Raw genomic sequence first — 24,283 nt, forward strand, 5'->3', positions numbered from 1 at the left:
CCCGATATTAATAGGGTTTAGCTAGTTCCAACCACCAAATAGTAATATACGGTAATACCTTTCGATTCAAATTAACTAACTCCTATTATAGAGAGTTTCTCAAAAAGAAGAGATCTTCACAGACTGTGAAGATCTCTTCTACTATTTCTTATAAAGTTTCAGAAGTAGTTTTTGCTTGCATGTGAAGTGCTAAGTAGTCAGGACCACCAGCTTTAGAGTCTGTACCAGACATGTTAAAGCCACCGAATGGTTGGTAACCTACGATTGCACCAGTACATCCACGGTTGAAGTATAAGTTACCAACGTGGAAGTCTTCACGTGCTTTTTCAATATGGTCACGGTTGTTAGTAACAACTGCTCCTGTTAAACCGTATTCTGTATTGTTTGCAATTGCAAGTGCATGATCAAAGTCTTTTGCTTTACAGAATGCTACTACTGGTCCGAAGATTTCTTCTTTCATTAAGCGAGCATCTTCTGCAACATCAGCAACGATTGTTGGTTGGATGAACCAGCCTTTAGAATCGTCTCCTTCGCCACCTGATACGATTTTACCTTCTTCTTTACCAATTGCAACATAGCTCATTACTTTATCGAATGCAGCTTGGTCATTAACAGGTCCCATGTTAATATCTTTTGCATCTGGGTTACCTACTGTTAATTCTTTTGTTAATTCAACAGCACGATTTAATACATGATCGTATACATCTTCATGGATTACTGCACGAGAACATGCAGAACATTTTTGTCCTGAGAATCCGAATGCTGATGCAACGATAGATTTAGCTGCTAATTCAAGATCTGCCTCTTTATCAACAACGATTGTATCTTTACCGCCCATTTCAGCGATAACACGTTTTAACCAAATTTGTCCCGGGTTTACTTTTGCTGCACGTTCGTAAATACGAATACCTACATCGCGAGATCCAGTAAAGCTAACGAAACGTGTACGAGGGTGATCTACTAAGTAGTCACCAACTTCAGAGCCATTACCTGGAACGAAGTTTACTACGCCAGCTGGTAAACCAGCTTCTTCTAATACTTCCATAAATTTCGCTGCTACTACAGGAGTTGTACTAGCTGGTTTTAGTAATACTGTGTTACCAGAAACTACAGCAGCTGTTGTCATACCTGCCATAATTGCGAATGGGAAGTTCCAAGGAGAAATAATAACACCTACTCCTAATGGAATGTAAGAGAAACGATTATATTCAATTGGACGGCTTTCTACTGGAATACCGTCTTTTAATTTCAACATTTGACGAGCATAATATTCCATAAAGTCGATTGCTTCTGCTGTATCAGCATCTGCCTCATTCCATGGTTTACCTGCTTCTTTTACAAGAATAGCAGAGAACTCATGTTTTCTACGACGAACGATTGCTGCAGCACGGAATAAAATATCTGCACGCATTTCTGGTTTTGACTTTCTCCAAGTTTGGAATGTTGCATCCGCTACTTGCATTGCTTTTTCAGCTAATTCACGGCTTGCTTTTGAAACGCGACCAACAAGTTCCTCTTTATTTGCAGGGTTTACAGAAACAATTTTGTCTTCTGTAGTGATTTTTTCTCCCCCGATAATTAATGGATAGTCTTGTCCAAGATAAGATTCTACTTTCTTTAAACCCTCTTCAAACGCTAATTTGTTAGCCTCTACTGAAAAATCTGTAAATGGCTCATGTTTGTATGCTACTACCATCTTTTTAGCCTCCCCTTAGAAAAACGTTTACATTTTACAACATTATTCTACACGATAATTTAGATTTATTCAAATATTCCTAGACTTATATTTTAAAAATTAATAAATTTTTAAAATATAATAAAAAAAAGAGATTCATACATACGTATGAATCTACAAAATATGAGTATATTCCAAAACATTTTTCCCGATTAATAAAATAGTAACTAATAAAAATAAAGTCCTTACATATCCAACACCTTTTTGAACCGCAAACTTCGATCCAAAATAAGCACCTAAAATCATTGATAAGCCCATAATTATACCGTATTCAAAATGAATCACATCTAAAAATAAAAAAGTAATTAAAGATACGATATTACTAACGAAGTTCAAAAGTTTTCCAGATGCTGCCGCTTGAATAAAATCCAAACCAATTAATAAAAATGCAAAAATTAAAAAGGATCCTGTCCCTGGTCCAAAAAATCCATCATAAAATCCTATCATTAAAATAACAAAGAAAAACATTAATGTTTTTCCTTTTGTCATCTTTTTATAGGTAGATGCACTTCCCCAATCTTTTTTCGCAATAATATAAATGGCAATAAAAACCAACATTACGAGCACTAGTGGACGCAAAATATCAGGCGGAATAAACTTTACTACTAAAGCCCCTGCGACTGCTCCAATAATAGTTAACGGGATTAACTTTCCTACAATCCGAAAATTCACCTTACCTGATCGAATAAAATAAATTGTGCTCGTAAGCGTCCCCATCGTTGCAGCTAATTTATTCGTTGCAATTGCCGAAGCTGGTGATAAACCAACAAACATAAGTGCAGGAAGCGAAATTAACCCTCCCCCTCCAACAACTGAGTCAATAAAAGCAGATAAAAATCCGAATGCAATTAATAAAATAATGACTTGAAAGCTTAGTTCTTCCATGAATTTGCCCCTTACCCCTTTATTTGTAACATTTAAAATTATAACAAAATTTTTCAAGAAAAAAAGCTGTTCCTTTATGGAACAGCTCTCATCTTTAATCTAAAATTTTCACAAACGGTTCATCTTGCTTCGCTTCACGTATAATAATTGCTTCTGGACGTTCTACAGATTTAATTGTTACTTGTACTTTCATATAATTCGGGAAGTATTCCATAACAAGTCCAGCTACATATTGTGTAAAACCAATTACTTCAGCTTTCCCATTGAATTGGACAGGAATATCGAGCTTCATTTCTCTTAATTCATCATCTCTATACATTCCAGTACCGATAACAGCTGTATAATCTCCTTGGAAATACTCACTTAATTTTGCTTTAAAGTTTGACACCCTCGCAAGATCTTCACGTTTATTATCCGATTTCGCTTGTTCAGACGGGAATAAATAGTATTTCTCATTGATCGGCTTCCAATCCTCAACCTCAACCGTTTCACTGCCTTTTTCTACCTTAGCATAAGAAACAAAATTCCCTGGTACAAGCGAAGACTTTGGACCTTGACGATAAATCGCAAATGTAACCGGAATATTTTTTATTTCAGGCTTTTTTTGCTGCATTACTTTCAAGATTTCTTGGGCCATCCTTTTCCCTTCAGCTAACATTTTTGCATCTGGAATTGCAGCCTCACGCGGATAACCATGCTCTTCCTCATAATATTGAACAGAATTCATCGCTAATCCAACTACAATGCCACCACGTTCAACATCGTTCTCACCTTTTCTTACATAATAATCATGCTCTAAAATATTTGAGATATACATTGGACTTTTTTTATTCTTTACTTCTAGCGATTCTGATCCTTCACTTAAGGCTGGATTCAACCCTACATTCGGAAATTTAACCGCATCTTTTTTCAACTTATCCTCTAGCTCTTTTTGTTCAGCATCTGTACGCTTTCTTTTCACAAGCATTTGAATCGTTTGTGTGTCTAAAACGTCTCCACCTTTAAAGAAATAATCTTTCGTGCTAAATGATTCTTTCGCAATGCGCATTAGTCCCGTTTCAAATTCATCTATATCTAGACGATTGTTCAAACTTTGTCCAACTAAACCACGTGCACGACCTGGATCAAATGGAACCGTTGTCTTATAATATTCATCCGAAATCGAGTATTTCGGGATAACAGCTTGCTCTTTCGCTTTCCCCGATTTCTCAACTGCTTTTTCATCTTTATTGGAACCCATACTACACCCACTTACAAGTAGGCTAAGACTTAATACCGCTAACGCTATTTTTTTCATCGTAAGTTTGCACCTCTTACTTATTCAGCTCTTGTAAGAACCTCTCTTCATTCCAAACTTCAACATTGTGCTTCTCTGCTTGCGCTAATTTCGAACCAGCAGCTTCACCAGCAACAACTAAATCCGTACTTTTACTAACACTTCCTGTTACTTTTCCACCTAATGCCTCAATATTCTTCTTTGCTTCACTGCGTCCCATAACTTCTAATTTCCCTGTTAAGACGACAGTTTTTCCTGCAAAGTACGATTCAACATTTTGTAAATCAGCAATTTTCATACCTTTGTATGCCATGTTCACGCCATACTCTTTAAATTGTTGTAATAGCTCTAATACGTCTTCATTATCGAAATACGTTACAACGGATTGAGCCATTTTTTCACCAATCTCGTTAATTGTTTTTAGTTCTTCTTCCGTCGCTTTCACAAGCTCATCCATCGTTTCGAAATGCTCAGCAAATGTACGTGCGGCTTTCGCACCGACGTGGCGAATACCAAGACCGAATAATAATCGCTCTAATGAGTTTTCCTTAGAATTCTCAATTGCTTGGACTAAATTTGTTGCTGATTTTTCACCGAAACGTTCTAGTTCTAATAATTGCTCTTTCGTCAATGAATATAAATCAGCAAACGTACGAATATAATCCGCATCAAAGAGTTGTGTAATTACACGTTCTCCAAGTCCATCAATATTCATTGCATTTCTTGAAACGAAATGGATTAATCCTTCACGAATTTGAGCTGGACAAGTCGGATTTATACATCGAAGTGCTACTTCTTCTTCTAAACGAACAAGTTCACTCTCACATGCTGGACAATGCGTTGGCATATGATATTCTTCTTCCTCACCAGTACGCTTATCAAAAATAACGTTCACAACTTCAGGAATAATATCTCCAGCCTTTTTCACAACAACGTAGTCACCAATTCGAATATCCTTTTCACGAATTAAATCTTCGTTATGTAAAGAAGCACGACGGACAATAGTTCCGGCTACTCGCACTGGCTCCAGCTCTGCAGTTGGTGTTACAACTCCTGTACGGCCGACACTTAATTCAATCCCTGTTAATCTCGTCACAACTTCTTCAGCTGGGAATTTATAAGCTATTGCCCATCTTGGACTCTTTGCTGTAGTTCCTAAGCTTTCTTGAATAGCAACATCGTCTACTTTTATAACAATTCCGTCAATCTCATAATCAAGATGCGGGCGTTTTTCTTGCCACTCTTCTACATAGGCTATTACGTCTTCAATTGTTTCACATGTACGACGATTTGGATTCGTCTTAAATCCAAGCTCACCTAAGAAATCCAGTGATTCACTGTGGGATGGAATTGTTTTTTCTTCTACATTAGCAAGACCATACACAAACATAGATAAGTTACGCTTCGCTGCAATTTTCGGATCAAGTTGGCGTATCGATCCTGCTGCCGCATTACGTGGATTCGCAAATACATCTTCACCATTTTGCTCTTTTTCCTCATTTAATTTAACGAATGAACGCTTCGGCATATAAGCCTCGCCTCGTGCTTCTAACGTTACTTCTTCATTTAAACGCAGCGGGATAACTTTAATCGTTTTTAAGTTTTGGGTAATATCTTCACCCGTTATACCATCACCACGTGTTGCTCCTTGAATGAAGCGTCCTTTTTCATAATGAAGTGAAACAGCAAGTCCGTCAATTTTTAATTCGCATATATATCTTACATTCGCATCATCAATTCCCTGATGTACTCTTCGATCAAAATCACGCAAATCTCCTTCATTAAACGCGTTTCCTAAACTTAACATTGGTGATTTATGCGTTACCTTTTCAAATATATCAAGAACAGTCCCCCCAACGCGAATGGAGGGAGAGTCTTCACTCATAAACTCTGGGTTCTCTGCTTCTAATTTTATAAGCTCCTGCATATCACGGTCATATTCCGCATCAGAAACAGAAGGATTGTCTAATACGTGATATTGATAGTTAAATGTATTTAACAAATCACGCAGTTCTTCTATACGTTTTTTGGCTATCTCTTTTGACATATCCTCAGTCCTTTCCTATTGTTTCGTCACAGGTGCAAATTTTGCTAATAAACGTTTAATACCAATTGGGCTTGGGAACGCAATATCTAATTCTTTTGAATCTCCTTCACCCTTTACACTTACAACTGTACCGACTCCCCACTTCTGGTGAGCAGCTTTATCGCCTATTCCCCAGCCAATTTGCTCGCCACCTGTCGTCTTAACAGCCGGACGCGCGAAAGCTGAACGAGAACGTGTTGTAGTTGCGCTTGTCGTTCTTCCTTTTGCACCAAACGAAGTTTCACGCTTCGGTGCTGTTTCGTTTAATGGTTCTACTAATTCTGTCGGAATTTCTGTAATAAATCGAGATGCTGCATTCATACTTGTTCTACCAAATAAAGTACGCATTTGAGCATTGGATAAGTATAGCTCTTCTTCTGCACGAGTAATACCTACATAGGCAAGACGACGCTCTTCTTGCATTTCATCCTCTTCCATAAGAGAACGAGTATGCGGGAATATCCCTTCCTCTAAGCCAACAATAAAGACAACTGGGAACTCTAATCCTTTTGCTGAGTGCATCGTCATTAAAATAACTTCTTCACCAGCAGTTGGATCTTCATCTACACGATCAATATCCGCAACAAGAGCTAAGTCTGTTAAGAATGCAACAAGGCTCTTATCTTCGCTTTGGGATTCAAATGTTTGTGTAACAGATAAAAACTCGTCTAAGTTTTCTAAACGACCTTCTGCTTCTAAAGAACGCTCATTTTTCAACATATCGCGATAGCCTGTCTTCTCAATAACTTCTTCTACTAATTCTGTAACAGATAAATACTCTTGCATATTTACCCAGTTGTGTAATAAACTTGCGAATTCTTTTACTGCTTTTGTTATTTTTGCACTTACACCAACATGCTCAATCTCATCAAATACAGCAGTTAATGAGATTCCGTTTTGCACACCATAATTAATAATTTTATCGATAGAAGTCGCACCAATCCCACGCTTTGGCATGTTTATAATACGTGCAAAACTAATCTCATCATCTGGATTCCCAATTAAACGTAAGTACGCCAAAATGTCTTTAATCTCTTTACGGTCGTAGAACTTAGTACCTCCGACGATTTTGTAAGGGATATTAGATTTCAGGAAAATCTCCTCAATCATACGAGACTGGGCATTTGTACGATATAACACTGCAAAATCAGTATATTTTCGGTTCCCCATTTGAATATCATCACGAATTTTTTTCGCAACAAAATACGCTTCGTCCTTTTCGGTTGCAGCACGATAATACGAGATTTTGCTTCCAATTTGATTGTCTGTCCATAATTTCTTCGGTTTACGGTTTGAATTTTTTTCAATTACAGCATTAGCTGCATTTAAAATATTTTGTGATGAACGATAATTTTGTTCTAACAAGATAACTTGCGCATTCTCATAGTCTTTTTCGAATGACAAAATGTTAGAAATGTCAGCCCCGCGCCAGCGGTAAATAGACTGATCCGAATCACCAACAACACAAAGGTTTTTAAAACGTGATGCCAAATGTTTAACAAGAAGGTACTGAGCTTTGTTCGTATCTTGATACTCATCAACGTGAATATATTGGAATTTACGCTGATAAAACTCTAGTACTTCTGGAACACGTTCAAATAGCTGAATCGTCGTCATAATTAAATCATCAAAGTCTAATGAGTTATTTTTCAAAAGACGTTTTTGATATTCTGTATATACATCGCTCGTTAATTTTTCATATGGATCAGCGGTTGTAATTTTTTTTGCATATTTATCTGCAGATAACAGTTCATTTTTCGCATTGCTAATACCCGCTAAAATAGAGCGCGGCTCAAACTTCTTCGGGTCAATATTGCGCTCCTTCATAATTTTTTTTACTACAGTTAACTGATCACCTGAATCTAAGATTGTAAAGTTACGATTAATACCAATGCGGTCAATATCACGTCGTAAAATACGTACGCACATAGAGTGGAACGTAGAAATCCAAATATCTTCTGCTTCTGGTCCAACAAGTTTATCAATACGCTCACGCATTTCACGAGCAGCTTTATTTGTAAAGGTAATTGCTAGTACATTCCATGGCGCCACACCTTTTTCACCAAGTAAATATGCAATACGGTGTGTTAACACACGTGTTTTCCCACTACCTGCGCCTGCCATTAATAGAAGTGCTCCATTTGTTGTTTGTACTGCTTTTTGTTGCTGCGGATTTAAACCATTTAATAACTTATCTGTCGTACTCATATGTGCCTGCACCTACTCTCCTTTTACTGCTTTAACTGTTTTTAATGCCGATTTTATATCATCATAAATAATATTTCCAACAACTACTGTATCAGCATACTGTGCCATTTCTTTCGCTTGTTCTGCATTAGAAATACCACCGCCATAATATAGCTTAGCTTGTTTCAATTCTGCTTTTACATTTTTAACAAGCTCAATATCTCCATACGTCCCGCTATATTCTAAATAGAATATAGGTAAATGTAATAACTTGTCTGCTAAACGTGCATATGCAATAACATCATCTTCTGTTAAATCACATTTTGCATCTGTAAGCTGGGCTACTTTCGCTTCAGGGTTTAAAACACAATACCCTTCCATGAAAATTTCGTCCCAGTCCATAATATCCCCAAATTCTTTCAATGCCTCATGATGAACACCTGTTACCCATTCTACTTTTCGGCTATTTAAAACGCTTGGGATATAATAAAAATCAAATCCTGGTGTAATTGCCTCCACATCAGAAACCTCTAACACACAAGGAACTGCATATCTACGAATGCTAACTAGCATGTGTAATACGTTATCAATTGTCACTCCATCACTTCCGCCTACAATAACAGCATCCGTTCCAGATTCACAAATCATTTCTAAATGTTCGTCACTTAACTCCTTATTTGGATCAAGCTTAAACACATGTTTCCATTTGGAAATATCGTACATGAAAACACCCTTTCTTTTCTCTAGTTATATAATTTCTGTTCAAAATAACAGTTAATTTTTATCAAGATTTTTTACATTCCTTGCTATATCTTTACCGGACTGGCGTATGCAACGATGAAATGCGACAGCTATCTTTACCGGACTTTTTGAACTTCCCTACTATATTTGTTCAAAAAGGAGGATATAGAGAGCCGAGCAGATCGAGGCGCATTCGCCAGGAGGAACGGAATGTAGTTTTCCCTACATGAGTACCGGACTGGCGTATGCAACGATGAAATGCGACAGCTATCTTTACCGGACTTTTTGAACTTCCTTTTACACATTCTTTCATTATAACAAAAAAAGCTACCTACACACACGCCCAATCCAACATCTTTTTCAACGTCAAATGTTGGATTACATATCAAAAAACTTATACGGAATACTAACAAATGAAATAGTATTTTCTATTTCGAAGTTAATTAAAAAAGGAGTGTTTTTCTAATGAAGCAAAACATCGGCACAATTAGTGCTCTAATTCGAATTACACTCGGACTCATCCTCTTCGGTTGTAGTACAGCTAAACTCGTACGTAAACCTTGGTGCACTTGGTCTAAAGTTTTGCTATGGGTTGGTGCCATGAAAATTGCGGAGGGAATCGTCCGTTTCTGCCCTATTGTTGAAGCCTGTAAGTTTGGAAAATATATGAATATGAGCGCATTTAAAATGCCTAGCATGAATTTCACTGAAAAAGGACATAATAAAGAAGAAGTTAATTCAGCTTCCAGTCATGACAAGCCAAAGTCAAAGTCAGATGGAAGTTATGACACTTCTGACAAAGAGATTGAGTCAGCGATTGAAGAATTAATCCTGGCAAAACCGCTTTGAATCATTTGTCACGATGCAAGATGCTCTCAAAGGGACTTAGCTGCTGCAGTGGGCAGCTAAGTCTTCTTTATTTTACCACGAAAAAGAACGTACATTCTCGTTTTTCACCCTTAAAACGTACATAAAAGATATCAAACAATAAAATTCAGAAAATTAGGTGTAACCCTCTTGCATGTAATGATATAAAAGTGATATCATTTTTATATCAAGGAGGCGATCATATGAAAGAAAAACAAGTATTTTATGTTAATGGATTTCTCGGCGTTATTGGAATTTTAGTTTTAGCCGCTATCGGTGTATTTTGCCTTGTACAAGAAATGTTTGTAATAGCTATTTTAGCTCTCATATTAGCATCTGTTTTAGCTACAGGTATCGGTATCGTTCAACCGAATCAAGCGAAAGTTATTACGTTCTTCGGTAGTTATTTAGGAACAATTCGTCAAAATGGTTTATTTTTAACAATTCCATTCGCGTTTCGTCAAACTGTATCTTTACGTGTTGAAAACTTTAACAGTAAGAAATTAAAAGTAAACGATGTTGAGGGAAATCCAATTGAAATTGCAGCCGTTATCGTATATAAAGTTGTTGATTCCGCAAAAGCAATTTTCGGTGTTGAGCATTATGATCGATTCGTAGAAATTCAAAGTGAAACAGCAATCCGCCACGTTGCTACAAAATATCCTTATGATAATTTCCAAGATGAAACTTGCATCACGTTACGAGGAAATACTGAAGAAATCTCTGAGGAATTAAAGCGTGAGTTAGAAGCACGACTTGAAATCGCTGGCGTAGAAGTATTAGAAACTCGTTTAACACATTTAGCTTACGCAACAGAAATTGCCCATGCAATGCTTCAACGTCAACAAGCGAAAGCGGTATTAGCTGCTCGAAAAGAGATTGTTGAAGGTGCTGTGAAAATGGCTAAAGATTCAATCCTCATGCTAGATGAAGAAGGCGTACTTGATTTAGATGACGAGCGTAAAGCAAATATGGTAAACAACTTATTAGTTGCCATCGTTTCAGATAAAGGTGCGCAACCAGTTATTAATACAGGAAGCCTATATTAAAGGTTGTAAATGATTATGGCCAAAAAGAAAAGCTTTCCATTACGTATTGATCCTGAATTACACGCAGTCATCGAAAAATGGGCGAATGATGAGTTTCGTAGCGTCAATGCACACATCGAGTATTTACTTCGAGAAATGGCAAAGCAAAAAGGGAAATTGAAAAAAGATAAAGATGCATAAAAATCCCGCTGAGAAATCAGCGGGATTTTTTATACATTAGCTTCTCGTCATCTCATGACCAATTGCACGATATCCTATATCACTTCGGTAAAATAAACCATCACTCTCAATTTTACCGATTTCTTTATAGGCCTTATCTTTCGCTTCTTGTAAACTATTCGCCTTACAAGCAACAAATAATACACGGCCACCGTTTGTTACAAAGTCACCATGTTTCATCGCTGTACCCGCATGGAAAACAATCACATCTTGCAGTGCATCTAATCCGTTAATAATTTCACCTTTTTTATATGCTTCTGGATATCCTTTCGAAGCAAGTACGACACCAATAACTGCTTCCTTTGACCATTGTAACGTTAATTCACTTTCATCTAATACAGCGTTACATACATCAACTAAATCATTTTCTAAGCGTGGTAATACAACTTCCGTTTCAGGATCACCAAAGCGTGCATTGAACTCAATTACCTTTGGACCATCATTCGTTAAAATAAGCCCCGCATATAAAATTCCTGTAAACGAACGATTTTCTTGGATCATCGCTTTAGCAGTTGGATGTAATACTGTTTGAATCGCTTCTTGAACCGCTGACTCCGGAATTTGTGGTACTGGAGAATATGCGCCCATTCCGCCTGTATTAGGACCTTTATCGCCGTCAAAAGCTCGTTTATGATCTTGAGCAATTACCATCGGATGTACAGTTGTTCCATTTACAAATGCCATTAATGAAAATTCTTGTCCATCTAAAAACTCTTCAATAACGACCTTCTTGCTTGCTGCGCCGAATTTCACATCTTGTAGCATTTCTTTCACAGCTTGCAATGCATCTTCAAGCGTCATTGCTACCGTTACACCTTTACCAGCAGCTAATCCATCTGCCTTAATTACAATCGGCGCACCAACTTTTTGAATGTACTTTACTGCCTCTTCATAGTCTGTAAAAGTTTCATATGCCGCAGTTGGGATATCATACTTTTTCATCAATTCTTTTGTAAAAGCTTTACTACCTTCAATAACAGCAGCCGCTTTATTAGGACCAAATACACGAAGTCCCTCTTCCTTAAAACGATCCACGATTCCGTTCATAAGTGGAATCTCTGGTCCAACGAAAGTTAATTCAACATTCTTCTCTTTTGCAAATAAGACTAATGCATCAAAATCATTTTCATCAATATCAACTGGTGTTGCAACATCTCGCATACCTTCATTACCTGGCGCTACATATACTTTTTCTACCTTTTCAGATTGCGCAAACTTCCAAGCTAAAGCATGCTCACGTCCACCGCGGCCGATTACTAAAACATTCATATTTCATCCCCCAATAATTAAATAAGTACAAACTAGAAGCTATGCTCCTAGTTTGTTTTCATATCAATAAAAGTTTAAAAAGGAGGATCAAGAGAACCGAGCAGGTCGAGGCGCATTTGCCAGGAGGACACGGAGTGTAGCTTTCCTACATGAGTACCGCACTGGCATTGCAACGGCGACATGCGACAGTTATCTTGACCGGACTTTTTAAACATCCCTAACAATAACAGTTTAAAAGGGAGGATCAAGAGAACCGAGTAGGTCGAGGCGCATTTGCCAGGAGGACACGGAGTGTAGCTTTCCTACATGAGTACCGCACTGGCATTGCAACGACGACATGCGACAGTTATCTTGACCGGACTTTTTAAACATCCTCTATTAATGTTTGAAATGACGTACGCCAGTGAACACCATCGTAATCCCATACGCATCTGCCATTTTAATAGAATCTTCATCACGAATCGATCCGCCTGGTTGGATGATTGCTGTAATTCCAGCTTTTGCTGCTTCTTCTACTGTATCTGGCATTGGGAAGAAAGCATCAGATGCAAGTGCGCTACCCTGTGCTTTTTCGCCAGCTTGTGTAATTGCGATTTTTGCAGAACCTACACGGTTCATCTGTCCCGCGCCTACACCAACTGTCATGTTATCATTCGCTAAAACAATTGCATTTGATTTCACATGTTTTACAACTTTCCAAGCTAGTTTTAAATCTTTCCATTCTTGTTCTGATGGTTCACGTTTCGTTGGAATTGAAATTGCGTCCTCATCTAATGATAACGTATCTTCTTCTTGAACAAGAAGGCCACCTTGTACAGAAGTTAGTTTTTTACTTGCACTTGTCGCTTTTTCAATATTTACAGTTAGTAAGCGTAAGTTTTTCTTACTTTGCAACACTTCTAAAGCTTCTTGCGAGAACGAAGGAGCGATAACAATTTCTAAGAAAATTTCGTGTAACTTTTCTGCTGTAGCTTTATCAATTTCACGATTTGCTGCAATAATACCGCCGAAGATTGATACTGGATCCGCTTCATAAGCACGTGTGTATGCTTCGTGAATATCAGTTCCTACTCCAACACCACATGGATTCATATGTTTTACCGCTACTACTGCTGGTTCTGTAAATTCTTTCACGATGCTAAGTGCTGCATCCGCATCGTTGATATTGTTGTAAGATAATTCTTTACCGTGTAATTGTTCTGCGTATGCAACAGAAGAAGTTGCTTCGAATGGCGCTTTATAGAATGTCGCTTTTTGATGTGGATTTTCGCCATAGCGTAAATCTTGTTTTTTCTCAAATGTCACCGTTACTGTTTCAGGGCTTTCTTCGCCCATTTGCTTTGTTAAGTAGTTAGAAATTAACGCATCATATGCCGCTGTATGACGGAATACTTTCGCTGCTAATTTACGTTTCGTTTCCTCTATTACTTCACCGTTCTCTTTCAGTTCTGCTAATACAACATCATAATCTACTGGATCTACAATTACCGATACAAATTTATGATTTTTCGCAGCAGAGCGAATCATTGTTGGGCCACCGATATCAATATTTTCAATTGCATCAGCAAATGTTACATCAGGCTTAGCGATTGTTTCTTTAAATGGGTATAAGTTAACAACAACAAAGTCAATTGGCTCCATACCTAATTCATTCATTTGCGCTACATGCATTTCATTATCACGAACTGCTAATAGACCACCATGAATATTTGGATGTAATGTTTTTACACGACCATCCATAATTTCTGGGAAACCAGTTACTTCAGAAATACCAATTACTTGCAAGCCGTTTTCTTCTAATAATTTTTTCGTACCACCTGTTGAAATAACTTCAATCCCTTGTTCAAGTAAACCTTTAACAAATTCTACTACTCCTGTTTTATCTGAAACACTTACTAATGCACGCTTTTTCATTTATCCTTCACCCCTGGTTGTATGTTAGTTAACAGTTGGTTTTTTCACAGACTGAACAATTTGATTCACTGTATTTACGTATAATTTATGTTCAACTTGTTGAATTTTCTTTTGTAAGCTTTCTCTCGTATCCCCTTCAGAAACAACTACTGCTTCTTGCGCAATAATTGGACCTGTATCCATACCTGCATCTACATAGTGAATCGTTACTCCGGTTACTTTCACACCCGCTTCTAACGCTTGACCAACAGCATCTTTCCCTGGAAAACTCGGTAGTAGTGATGGATGAATATTAATAATTTTCCCGCCGTACGCTTCTAGTAAAGTCGTTCCAATTAAACGCATATATCCAGCTAAAATAACATAATCAATTTCATACTCTTCTAGCTTTTTTAATATCTCTTTTTCAAATGCTTCTTTTGACTCATATGCTTTCGCTGAAAAGGAAAAACACGGAATATGGTGATAATGTGCCCGTCCAATAGCGCGTGCCTCTGGTTTATCACATACTAATAAACTAATATCTGCATCCAATCTTTTTTCTTCTACCGCATTAATGAGAGATTGAAAGTTAGAACCGCTCCCAGAAGCAAAAACTGCTAATCTACTCATACTTCTGTTCCCTCAATAAAGGTAACACCAGATCCTTGTACAGTGAGTCCAATAATACGTGCTTTCTCTCCTTGCTCCTCAAGAAGACGAACAATATCCTTTGCCTCTTCTTCCTTAACCGCTACTACCATACCAACACCCATGTTAAAAATATTGAACATTTCTTTCTCTTCTAGTTTCCCAACTTCTTGAAGTAAACTGAAGATCGGCTGAATTTCCCAAGACCCTAATTCAATTTCCGCACCGATTCCTTCTGGCAACATACGTGGAATATTTTCAATGAATCCACCACCTGTAATATGTGCCATACCGTATACTTCATGTTTCTTCAATAGTTCTAAAATAGGTTTGACATAAATTTTCGTTGGTTTTAATAATTCTTCACCAAGAGGTAGTTCTAAGCGTCCGTAAATACGATCTAAAGATAGTTCTCCATCTTCTAGTAGCACTTTTCTTACTAAAGAATAACCGTTACTATGAATACCGCTAGATGCTAAGCCAATTAATACGTGACCAGCTTCAATTTTTTCACCTGTTACAATTTTCTTTTTATCAACAATTCCAACTGTAAAACCAGCTAAATCGTATTCTTCCGTAGAATACATTCCTGGCATTTCAGCTGTTTCTCCACCAATTAATGCACAACCAGCTTGGCGACAGCCCTCTGATATACCTTTGACGATGTTTTCAATTTTACTAGGTTCAGCTTTACCACAAGCAATATAATCAAGGAAGAAAAGCGGCTCTGCTCCTTGGACAACAATATCATTTACACACATTGCTACTGCATCAATACCAATTGTGTCATGTTTATCTGCCATAAAAGCGAGCATCAATTTCGTTCCCACGCCATCTGTTCCAGATACTAATACAGGTTCTTCTAATGCAAATTTTGATAGATCAAACATACCTCCAAAACCGCCTAAACCGCCTAGCACTTCTTTTCTCATTGTTGTTTGTACGTGTTTTTTCATGCGAGATACCGCTTCATATCCAGCTTCAATATCTACTCCTGCTTGCTTATATGCATTCGCCATCGTTTTTTACACCTCGTCTTTTAATTTCTCCCCATCCAGGGCGGCCGTTTTAAGAAAGAAGCTAGCTTCTACATCAAAAGAAGTAGAAGCTTTTTTCTTCTTATTTCATACTTTCTAAAAGCTCTTGCTCATAATCATAAAGAGCTGTTGGATAGTCTCCATTGAAGTAAGCCATACATAGACCACCGTATTTCCCTTCATATGGGCGTCCAATTGCATCTACTAATCCATCTTCACTTAAAAATGTTAGTGAATCTGCTCCGATGATTTGACGGATTTCTTCTATTGAATTATTTGCTGCGATTAATTCTTTTCTCGTTTGAATATCAATGCCATAGAAGCATGGATACTTAAGAGGTGGTGAAGCAATTCTTACATGGACTTCTGTCGCTCCAGCCTCGCGAAGCATACGAACAATTCGTTTACTTGTCGTTCCTCTTACGATAGAATCGTCAATCATAACAACTCGTTTTCCTTCAACTACGCCTCTTACTGCTGAAAGCTTCATCTTAACCCCTTGCTCACGCAGTTCTTGAGAAGGTTGAATAAACGTACGTCCAACGTAACGATTTTTAATTAACCCTAACTCATACGGAATTCCTGTCGCCTCCGCATAACCAATTGCTGCTGAAATACTAGAGTCTGGTACACCAGTAACAACATCAGCTTCAATAGGAGCTTCCGCCGCTAAACGTTTCCCCATGTTTTTACGAGCTGCATGAACATTAATACCAGCGATATTAGAATCTGGACGTGCAAAGTAAATGTATTCCATACTGCAAATCGCATGGTCTACTTCATTTGTAAAACGATCTACGTGAATTCCTTCATCATTGATAATAAGCAATTCACCAGGTTCTACATCACGAATGTATGTTGCACCAACTACATCGAAAGCACATGTTTCCGACGCTACAACGTAAGCATCCCCCATCTTTCCGATTGAAAGAGGACGGAATCCATTTGGATCTAGCGCAACGATCATTTCATTTCCAGTTAGTAAAAGATATGCAAACGCACCTTTCACTTTATTTAGAGCCTCTTTTACACTATCAATTAAAGAATCTTTTGTACTACGCTTAATAAGGTGTAAAAGTACTTCTGTATCTGAACTTGTTTGAAAAATACTTCCCTCTGCCTCTAATTCACGACGAAGCATTTTTGCGTTAATTAAATTTCCGTTATGAGCTAACGCCATGCTATGATCGGAAAAACGGAATAATAATGGTTGAACGTTAGCAACTTCACTTCCACCAGCTGTTGCATATCGTACGTGTCCAATTGCTGATTTCCCGTTTAATCCCTCTAGCTCACCTCTTGAAAACACTTCTGATATTAAACCTAACCCCTTGTGACCGATGATTTTTTCCCCATTATTTACAACAATGCCTGCGCCTTCTTGCCCACGGTGCTGCAAACTGTGCAATCCGTAGTACGAAACTTGTGCTGCATTTTCATGCCCCCAAATTCCGAAAACGCCACATTCTTCATTTAACCCCTTTATTTCAGTAAGCATGGGATTGCCCCTTTCCAAGCCTTTCTCATTTCATCTACATTTGCTGTAAGTAATACTTCATTTTCTTCATTATGAATTGTTACTTCATTTGTATTTGTCACTTCTCCAACTTGAATTGCTTCAACCGCTTTCTCAAATGCTTCTTTATTTTCACGTTTTACAGTTATAACGAAGCGCGATTGTGATTCTGCAAATAATACTGTTGTTGCTTCCCCATCTAATTTCACAGTAGCGCCTAAACCGTTAGCACCAATTGCACTTTCAGTAATTGCAACTGCTAAACCACCTTCTGCAACATCATGTGCAGATTGAACAAGGCCAGCTTGAATTGCTGCTAGTACTTGCTTTTGGCGTTTTAATTCTACATCTAGATCGATGCTTGGTGATTGACCGAAAATTTTTCCGTAGATCATTTTCTGTAATTCACTTCCACCAAACTCAGCTTTCGTCTCTCCAATTACATAAACTAAATCGCCAGCTTGTTTAAATTCTTGTGTTGTTACGTGTTTTAAATCGTGTACAAGTCCAACCATCCCAACAGTTGGTGTTGGATATACAGCTTCACCACTACGCTCGTTATACATTGATACATTCCCGCCGATAACTGGCGTTTGTAACTTGCGGCAAGCTTCACTCATACCGTCTACTGATTTCTCAATTTGCCAGAAGATTTCTGGTTTTTCTGGGTTACCGAAGTTTAAGCAATCTGTAATTGCAAGTGGCTCCCCGCCAGAACATACGATATTACGTGCTGCCTCTGCTACTGCAATTTTACCGCCCACTTCTGGATCTAAATAAATGTAGCGAGAGTTACAATCTGTCGTCATTGCTAATCCTTTTTCTGTGCCGCGTACACGTATAACCGCTGCATCTGAACCTGGTGTAACGATTGTGCTAGTGCGCACTTGATAATCATATTGATCATATACCCACTCTTTACTTGCAATCGTTGGTTGTTGTAATAAAGATAATAACGTTGCTTTATAATCTTCTACTTTTGGTGTTTCCATTTTCATCTGCTGGAACTCAGCAAAGTATGCTGCTTCTTTTGACGGTTTATGATAAATTGGTGCTTCTTCTGCAAGAGCATCCGCCGGTACTTCAGCTACCATTTCGTCTTTATGGAATAGACGAAGCATTTTATCTTCAGTTACTTTCCCCATCGTAACTGCTGCAAGACCATATTTTTCAAATAAATCTACTATTTCTTGCTCTCTACCTTTTTTCACAACGATTAACATACGTTCTTGTGATTCAGATAACATCATTTCATATGGAGTCATGCCAGTTTCACGCTGTGGTACATCATCTAAGTACATTTCAATACCCATACCTGCTTTACTTGCCATTTCTGCAGAAGATGATGTTAAACCAGCAGCTCCCATATCTTGAATTCCAACAAGTGCATCAGACTGAATAAGTTCTAAACATGCTTCAATAAGAAGTTTCTCCATAAATGGATCCCCTACTTGAACTGCCGGACGCTTCGCTTCTGAGCTTTCAGATAGCTCTTCAGATGCGAACGTTGCACCGTGAATACCATCACGACCAGTTGATGCTCCTACGTACATTACTGTATTACCAGCACCATGCGCTTGCCCTTTTTTAATATCTTCATGATTAATTAGGCCTACACACATTGCATTTACAAGTGGATTTCCTTCATAGCATGGATCAAACTGTACTTCGCCGCCAACAGTAGGAATACCGATGCAGTTACCGTATCCTGCGATTCCTGCTACTACTTCTTCGAATAAATATTTCACACGTGGTGATTGTAATTCACCGAAACGAAGTGAGTTTAATAGAGCTACCGGACGTGCGCCCATAGAGAATACATCGCGAATAATACCACCGACACCTGTTGCTGCCCCTTGATATGGCTCAATTGCAGAAGGATGGTTATGACTTTCCATTTTAAATACCACCGCTTGGTTATCACCGATATCTACAATTCCAGCGCCTTCTCCAGGTCCTTGTAAAACACGCTCACCTGTCGTTGGAAACTTACGAAGAACTGGCTTTGAATTTTTATAACTACAATGTTCAGACCACATAACAGAAAATAGTCCCGTTTCTGTATAATTCGGCAAACGGCCTAAAATCTTTTCAACCATGGCAAACTCTTCGTCTGTTAGCCCCATTTCCGCATATATACGCTCTTCTTTAATTTGTGTTGGATTTGGCTCAAGCATTAACGACATATGTTTCCCTCCACTGTTTTAAGATAGATTGAAAGACTTTTAACCCTTCAGCACCGCCAAGTAATTCATCTACAGCACGCTCTGGGTGTGGCATCATACCAAGAACATTTCCTTTTTCATTTACAATACCTGCAATATCTGAAACGCTTCCATTCGGATTTTCTACGTAACGGAATGCGATTTGATTATTCTCTTCTAATTGTTTAAGAGTCGCTTCATCACAATAGTAATTTCCTTCGCCATGTGCAATTGGAATGTTAATTACTTCATCTTTTTCATATTGTGATGTAAACATAGTTTCATTATTTTCAACACGTAACTGAACCGTACGGCACATAAACTTTAAGTTTTCGTTTCTCATTAATGCTCCTGGTAGTAATCCTGATTCAACAAGAATCTGGAATCCATTACACACTCCTAAAATCGGCTTTCCTTGCTCAGCAGCTTTTTGCACTGCTTTCATTGCGTTAGCAAAGCGAGAAATAGCCCCGCATCGTAAATAGTCACCGTAAGAGAATCCACCTGGTAGTAAAATTGCATCATATTCATCTAAATTCTCTCTATCGTGCCAAACGTAATCTACTTCTTCACCAAGCTCATCTTTAATTGCATGGAACATATCGACATCACAGTTCGAACCTGGAAATACTATGACTGCAAATTTCACTGTGCGACAACCTCCTCAACTTCATAACGGAAGTCTTCCATTACAACGTTTGCTAATAATTTTTCACACATTTCTTTTACCTTGCTATCCAGATCAGATACTGATTTATCAATTGTTAATTCCATATATTTTCCGATTCGAACGTCTTGTACTTCTGTAAATGAAAGACTATGAAGTGCTCCCTTTACCGCAGTTCCTTGTGGATCTAATACACTTTCTCTTAACGTTACATATACCTTAACTTTATACATGTGAAGCTCCCCCTAAACGTTTTAAAATTTCTTCATATGCTTCTGTTAAATTCCCAAGATCACGACGGAATACATCTTTATCAAATTTTTCGTTGCTCGTTTCATCCCATAAACGGCAAGTATCTGGTGAAATTTCATCTGCTAATATGATTTCCCCTTCTTCTGTTACGCCAAACTCTAATTTAAAATCTACTAATCTTACACGACAGCTTGCGAAATGCTCAATCATCACTTGATTGATTTGTAGAGCTGCATCTCGTAATACGCTTACTTGCTCTGGTGTTGCAACATTTAACAAACGAATATGATCTTCCGTTACAAGTGGATCTCCTAAATCATCATCTTTGTAGTAAAATTCTACGATTGGTGTTGTAAGAGCAGTTCCTTCTTCCATTCCTAGTCTTTTTGAAAGACTACCTGCAATTACGTTTCTTGTGACAACTTCTAATGGAATAATACTCACCTTTTTGACAAGTTGTTCTGTATCAGATAACTTCTCCACAAAGTGTGTTTTAATTCCAACTTCTTGTAACTTTCTGAACAATAAAGTTGTAATCTCATTGTTCAAACGACCTTTTCCGGTAATTGTCGCTTTTTTCTCCCCATTGAAAGCAGTCGCACTATCTTTGTACTCTACCCAAACCATATCTGCTGCTTCTGTACGATAAATTCTTTTTGCCTTACCTTCATACAGCAATTCTAGCTTTTGCATTTCGCAAGCCCCCTGTAGTTTGAAAAATGTGAATAATGTTTTTATAAAGAATGGCACAGAATGACTCTATTCTGTGCCATATGAAATTTTACGCTTCGTTTAATCCAAGGCGTTCAAAGATTGTATCAACGTGTTGCATATGATGTTCATAATTGAAACATTCGTTAATTTCTTCTTGCGTTAACTTACTTGTAATACGCTCGTCAGCTTCTACAAGCTCTTTAAATTGTACTTGTGTTTCCCAAGCTTCCATTGCTTTAGGCTGTACGATATCATAAGCTTCTTCACGTACCAGACCTTTGTCAATTAGTGTAAGCATTACGCGCTGAGAGTAAATTAAGCCGTATGTTCTTGTCATATTGCGTTTCATATTCTCTGGGAATACAGTTAAGTTTTTAACGATATTACCAAAGCGATTTAACATGTAATTTAACGCGATTGTAGCATCTGGTAAAATTACGCGTTCTGCAGAAGAGTGAGAGATATCACGCTCATGCCATAACGGAACATTCTCGTAAGCTGTCATCATATAACCGCGGATAACACGAGCTAAACCAGTCATATTTTCAGATCCAATTGGATTACGTTTATGCGGCATTGCAGAAGAACCTTTTTGACCTTTTGCGAAAGCCTCTTCAACTTCACGTGTTTCACTCTTTTGTAAACCACGAATCTCAACTGCCATCTTTTCAACAGATGTTGCGATTAGTGCAAGTGTTGACATGTAATGTGCATGACGATCACGTTGCAATGTTTGTGTTGAAATTGGTGCTGCTTCTAATCCTAAGTTTTCACAAACATACTTTTCTACGAATGGATCAATATTTGCATATGTACCAACCGCACCAGATAATTTACCAACGCGAACTGTATCAGCAGCTTGTTTGAAACGCTCTACGTTACGTTTCATTTCTTCATACCAAAGACCAAGTTTTAAACCAAATGTTGTTGGCTCTGCATGTACACCATGTGTTCTTCCCATCATGATCGTGTATTTATGCTCTTTCGCTTTATTAGCTAAAATGCTAACAAAGTTTTCTAAGTCTTTTAACAAGATTTCATTTGCTTGTTTTAAGATATAAGATAACGCTGTATCTACTACGTCTGTAGATGTTAAACCGTAATGAACCCATTTACGTTCCTCGCCTAATGTTGGTGTTTCTGATACAGCACGAGTGAAAGCAACTACGTCATGACGTGTTTCTTTTTCAATTTCATAAATACGATCAATATCAAATGATGCATGTTCACGAATTTTTTTAACATCTTCTTTTGGAATGTCGCCAAGCTCTGCCCATGCTTCACAAGCTAAAATCTCAACTTCTAACCATGCCTTAAATTTGTTTTCTTCCGTCCAAATTGCACCCATTTCAGGGCGTGTATAACGATTAATCATCTTTTTCCCTCCAACAGTTGTTCTTGATGGTCCCAAATATGCAAACTCTTCGCTTTTTCTAGAGCGACTTCAATATTATCATTTAAAATATTAACATGCCCCATTTTTCGCTGCGCTTTTGCTTCTTCTTTTCCATACAAGTGTAAATAGCACCCGGTTAGTCTATTCACTTGTCCTAGGACCCCTTCTATATGTTCGCCTAAAATGTTTACCATGACAACTGGTTTTAACAAATTTGTTTCTCCAAGAGGTAAATTACAGATTGCTCGAATATGTTGACCAAATTGACTCGTTTCACATGCATCCTGTGTATAGTGTCCTGAATTGTGAGGTCTTGGTGCTAATTCATTAATGTAAATCTCACCGTCAGCTGTAGCAAACATCTCTACCGCTAGTGTTCCCACAAGTTCTAGTTCATCCGCAAGTACCTTTGCGTAAGCAATTGCTTTTTGAGAAAGTTCTTCTGTAATGCGAGCTGGAACGATAGATTCATGTAAAATGTTATTTACATGAATATTTTCCGCTACCGGAAATACTTTCGTTTCACCACTTACACTACGAATTACAATAACTGATACTTCTTTTTCAAAAGGCACCCATTTTTCTAGAATGCACTCTGCTTCATCCGCAAGCTCTCGTGCCTTCTCAACATCAGTTTCACTTCTTAAAACAACTTGCCCTTTCCCATCATATCCACCTGTCGTCGTTTTTAAGACGGAAGGAAATGATAATTCAGCAATCGCTTCAGTAAGCTGATTTTGATTTTGAACTAATCTATACATTGCTACTGGTAACCCAGCTTTCTCAATTGCATTCTTTTCTGTAAAACGATTTTGCGTTTTATTTAACAATTGACTACCTTGTGGTAAGTAAGCATGTTTTTCAAGCCATTGTAAACATCTATAATCAATATTCTCAAATTCATATGTGACAACGTCGCTTATCTCTGCTAAATGCTGAATTGCTTTTAGATCGTCATATGGTGCAACGACTTCAACATCAGCAACTTGTGCACATGGTGAATGCTTTGTAGGATCTAAAACAGCAATTTTATAACCCATTTCCTTAGCTGCCAACGCCATCATTCTTCCAAGCTGGCCGCCTCCAATAATGCCGATTGTTTTTCCAGGTAAAATGATTCTCGTCATACTAGCTCACTACCTTCACGCACAGTTTTCTCAATAGCTTCTCGTCTCAACTCTAATGCATCATGTATATCATCATGAAATGATCCAAGTATTTGTGCAGCAAGTAATCCAGCATTCGTTGAACCAGCCTTACCAATTGCAACAGTTGCAACTGGAACCCCTCCTGGCATTTGGACAATGGATAATAATGAATCTAGACCGTTTAACGCTTTTGATTGAACTGGGACACCGATTACAGGAAGATTTGTCTTCGCTGCAACCATTCCTGGTAAATGCGCTGCTCCACCGGCTCCAGCAATAATAACTTTTAATCCACGTTCACGAGCTGTTTCTGCATATTCAAACATATAATCCGGAGTCCGATGAGCGGATACAACTTTTTTCTCATACGGTATATTTAATTCATCTAAAATGTCACAAGCATATTTCATTGTTTCCCAGTCTGACGTGCTTCCCATTATGACTCCAACTAGTGATTTCATATTAGAATCCCCCCGATTCAAATAAAAAAA

21 protein-coding genes are annotated in these 24,283 nt (G+C 37.9%); 3 read left to right on the forward strand and 18 right to left on the reverse strand.

Annotated elements, in window-relative coordinates:
• Positions 1–148: 148 nt before the first annotated feature.
• The 6 genes from pruA to pcrB form a co-directional block, all read right to left on the reverse strand.
• Positions 149–1,696: an L-glutamate gamma-semialdehyde dehydrogenase gene (gene pruA / locus I6L50_RS03300; protein WP_002124887.1), complete on the reverse strand. Its 1,548-nt coding sequence runs from the start codon at positions 1,694–1,696 to the stop codon at positions 149–151.
• 153 nt (positions 1,697–1,849) lie between these two features.
• Positions 1,850–2,620, reverse strand: a complete 771-nt coding sequence (locus tag I6L50_RS03305; RefSeq protein ID WP_219300546.1) for a TSUP family transporter — start codon at positions 2,618–2,620, stop codon at positions 1,850–1,852.
• A gap of 94 nt (positions 2,621–2,714) precedes the next feature.
• Entirely contained in the window at positions 2,715–3,917 is a 1,203-nt protein-coding gene (locus tag I6L50_RS03310) for a CamS family sex pheromone protein (RefSeq protein WP_219300548.1), read from the reverse strand.
• A 16-nt stretch (positions 3,918–3,933) separates the two neighbouring features.
• A complete protein-coding gene (gene ligA, locus I6L50_RS03315) occupies positions 3,934–5,943 on the reverse strand; it encodes an NAD-dependent DNA ligase LigA (protein WP_219300550.1) in 2,010 nt (669 codons plus the stop codon).
• 15 nt (positions 5,944–5,958) lie between these two features.
• Entirely contained in the window at positions 5,959–8,190 is a 2,232-nt protein-coding gene (pcrA, locus tag I6L50_RS03320; protein WP_219300552.1) for a DNA helicase PcrA, read from the reverse strand.
• A gap of 12 nt (positions 8,191–8,202) precedes the next feature.
• Positions 8,203–8,892 (reverse strand): heptaprenylglyceryl phosphate synthase, encoded by a 690-nt coding sequence (gene pcrB, locus I6L50_RS03325; RefSeq protein ID WP_113735433.1) that lies wholly within the window; start codon positions 8,890–8,892, stop codon positions 8,203–8,205.
• Positions 8,893–9,375: 483 nt separating this feature from the next.
• Between pcrB and I6L50_RS03330 the strand changes: the two genes are divergently transcribed.
• The 3 genes from I6L50_RS03330 (at position 9,376) to I6L50_RS03340 (ending at position 11,006) form a co-directional block, all read left to right on the forward strand.
• Positions 9,376–9,759: a YgaP family membrane protein gene (locus I6L50_RS03330; protein WP_219300554.1), complete on the forward strand. Its 384-nt coding sequence runs from the start codon at positions 9,376–9,378 to the stop codon at positions 9,757–9,759.
• Positions 9,760–9,980: 221 nt separating this feature from the next.
• Positions 9,981–10,826, forward strand: a complete 846-nt coding sequence (locus tag I6L50_RS03335; RefSeq protein ID WP_219300556.1) for an SPFH domain-containing protein — start codon at positions 9,981–9,983, stop codon at positions 10,824–10,826.
• Between the two features lie 15 nt (positions 10,827–10,841).
• The gene (locus I6L50_RS03340; RefSeq protein ID WP_001085171.1) at positions 10,842–11,006 is read left to right on the forward strand and encodes a type II toxin-antitoxin system antitoxin; all 165 of its coding nucleotides are present in this window, start codon (positions 10,842–10,844) and stop codon (positions 11,004–11,006) included.
• Between the two features lie 36 nt (positions 11,007–11,042).
• Here I6L50_RS03340 and purD read toward each other — a convergent pair whose 3' ends face one another.
• From purD to purE, 12 genes are all read right to left on the reverse strand, one after another.
• Positions 11,043–12,314 carry a phosphoribosylamine--glycine ligase gene (purD, locus tag I6L50_RS03345; RefSeq protein WP_219300558.1) on the reverse strand — a complete coding sequence of 424 codons (1,272 nt, stop codon included), beginning with the start codon at positions 12,312–12,314 and terminating at the stop codon, positions 11,043–11,045.
• 378 nt (positions 12,315–12,692) lie between these two features.
• The gene (purH, locus tag I6L50_RS03350; RefSeq protein WP_219300560.1) at positions 12,693–14,228 is read right to left on the reverse strand and encodes a bifunctional phosphoribosylaminoimidazolecarboxamide formyltransferase/IMP cyclohydrolase; all 1,536 of its coding nucleotides are present in this window, start codon (positions 14,226–14,228) and stop codon (positions 12,693–12,695) included.
• A 24-nt stretch (positions 14,229–14,252) separates the two neighbouring features.
• Positions 14,253–14,840, reverse strand: a complete 588-nt coding sequence (gene purN, locus I6L50_RS03355) for a phosphoribosylglycinamide formyltransferase (protein ID WP_002113480.1) — start codon at positions 14,838–14,840, stop codon at positions 14,253–14,255.
• A complete protein-coding gene (purM, locus tag I6L50_RS03360; RefSeq protein ID WP_219300562.1) occupies positions 14,837–15,877 on the reverse strand; it encodes a phosphoribosylformylglycinamidine cyclo-ligase in 1,041 nt (346 codons plus the stop codon). Before purM ends, purN begins: the two co-directional genes overlap by 4 nt.
• Before the next feature lie 100 nt (positions 15,878–15,977).
• Entirely contained in the window at positions 15,978–17,393 is a 1,416-nt protein-coding gene (purF, locus tag I6L50_RS03365; protein ID WP_002091359.1) for an amidophosphoribosyltransferase, read from the reverse strand.
• On the reverse strand, positions 17,378–19,597 hold the full coding sequence (gene purL / locus I6L50_RS03370) for a phosphoribosylformylglycinamidine synthase II (RefSeq protein WP_113938629.1): 2,220 nt from the start codon (positions 19,595–19,597) through the stop codon (positions 17,378–17,380). The genes purF and purL overlap by 16 nt, the downstream gene beginning before the upstream one ends.
• The gene (gene purQ / locus I6L50_RS03375; RefSeq protein WP_000666771.1) at positions 19,581–20,264 is read right to left on the reverse strand and encodes a phosphoribosylformylglycinamidine synthase subunit PurQ; all 684 of its coding nucleotides are present in this window, start codon (positions 20,262–20,264) and stop codon (positions 19,581–19,583) included. The genes purL and purQ overlap by 17 nt, the downstream gene beginning before the upstream one ends.
• Positions 20,261–20,515, reverse strand: a complete 255-nt coding sequence (purS, locus tag I6L50_RS03380) for a phosphoribosylformylglycinamidine synthase subunit PurS (protein ID WP_000278823.1) — start codon at positions 20,513–20,515, stop codon at positions 20,261–20,263. The genes purQ and purS overlap by 4 nt, the downstream gene beginning before the upstream one ends.
• Complete coding sequence (purC, locus tag I6L50_RS03385; RefSeq protein WP_002029482.1) at positions 20,508–21,227, reverse strand: phosphoribosylaminoimidazolesuccinocarboxamide synthase; 720 nt, start codon at positions 21,225–21,227, stop codon at positions 20,508–20,510. The genes purS and purC overlap by 8 nt, the downstream gene beginning before the upstream one ends.
• 88 nt (positions 21,228–21,315) lie before the next feature.
• Complete coding sequence (gene purB / locus I6L50_RS03390; protein ID WP_002091361.1) at positions 21,316–22,623, reverse strand: adenylosuccinate lyase; 1,308 nt, start codon at positions 22,621–22,623, stop codon at positions 21,316–21,318.
• On the reverse strand, positions 22,620–23,771 hold the full coding sequence (gene purK, locus I6L50_RS03395; protein WP_219300564.1) for a 5-(carboxyamino)imidazole ribonucleotide synthase: 1,152 nt from the start codon (positions 23,769–23,771) through the stop codon (positions 22,620–22,622). The genes purB and purK overlap by 4 nt, the downstream gene beginning before the upstream one ends.
• Entirely contained in the window at positions 23,768–24,253 is a 486-nt protein-coding gene (gene purE / locus I6L50_RS03400) for a 5-(carboxyamino)imidazole ribonucleotide mutase (RefSeq protein ID WP_002010008.1), read from the reverse strand. The genes purK and purE overlap by 4 nt, the downstream gene beginning before the upstream one ends.
• Positions 24,254–24,283: the final 30 nt, after the last annotated feature.

Origin of the sequence: Bacillus sp. FDAARGOS_1420 (assembly GCF_019344915.1) — a bacterium.
Lineage (GTDB): Bacteria > Bacillota > Bacilli > Bacillales > Bacillaceae_G > Bacillus_A > Bacillus_A mycoides.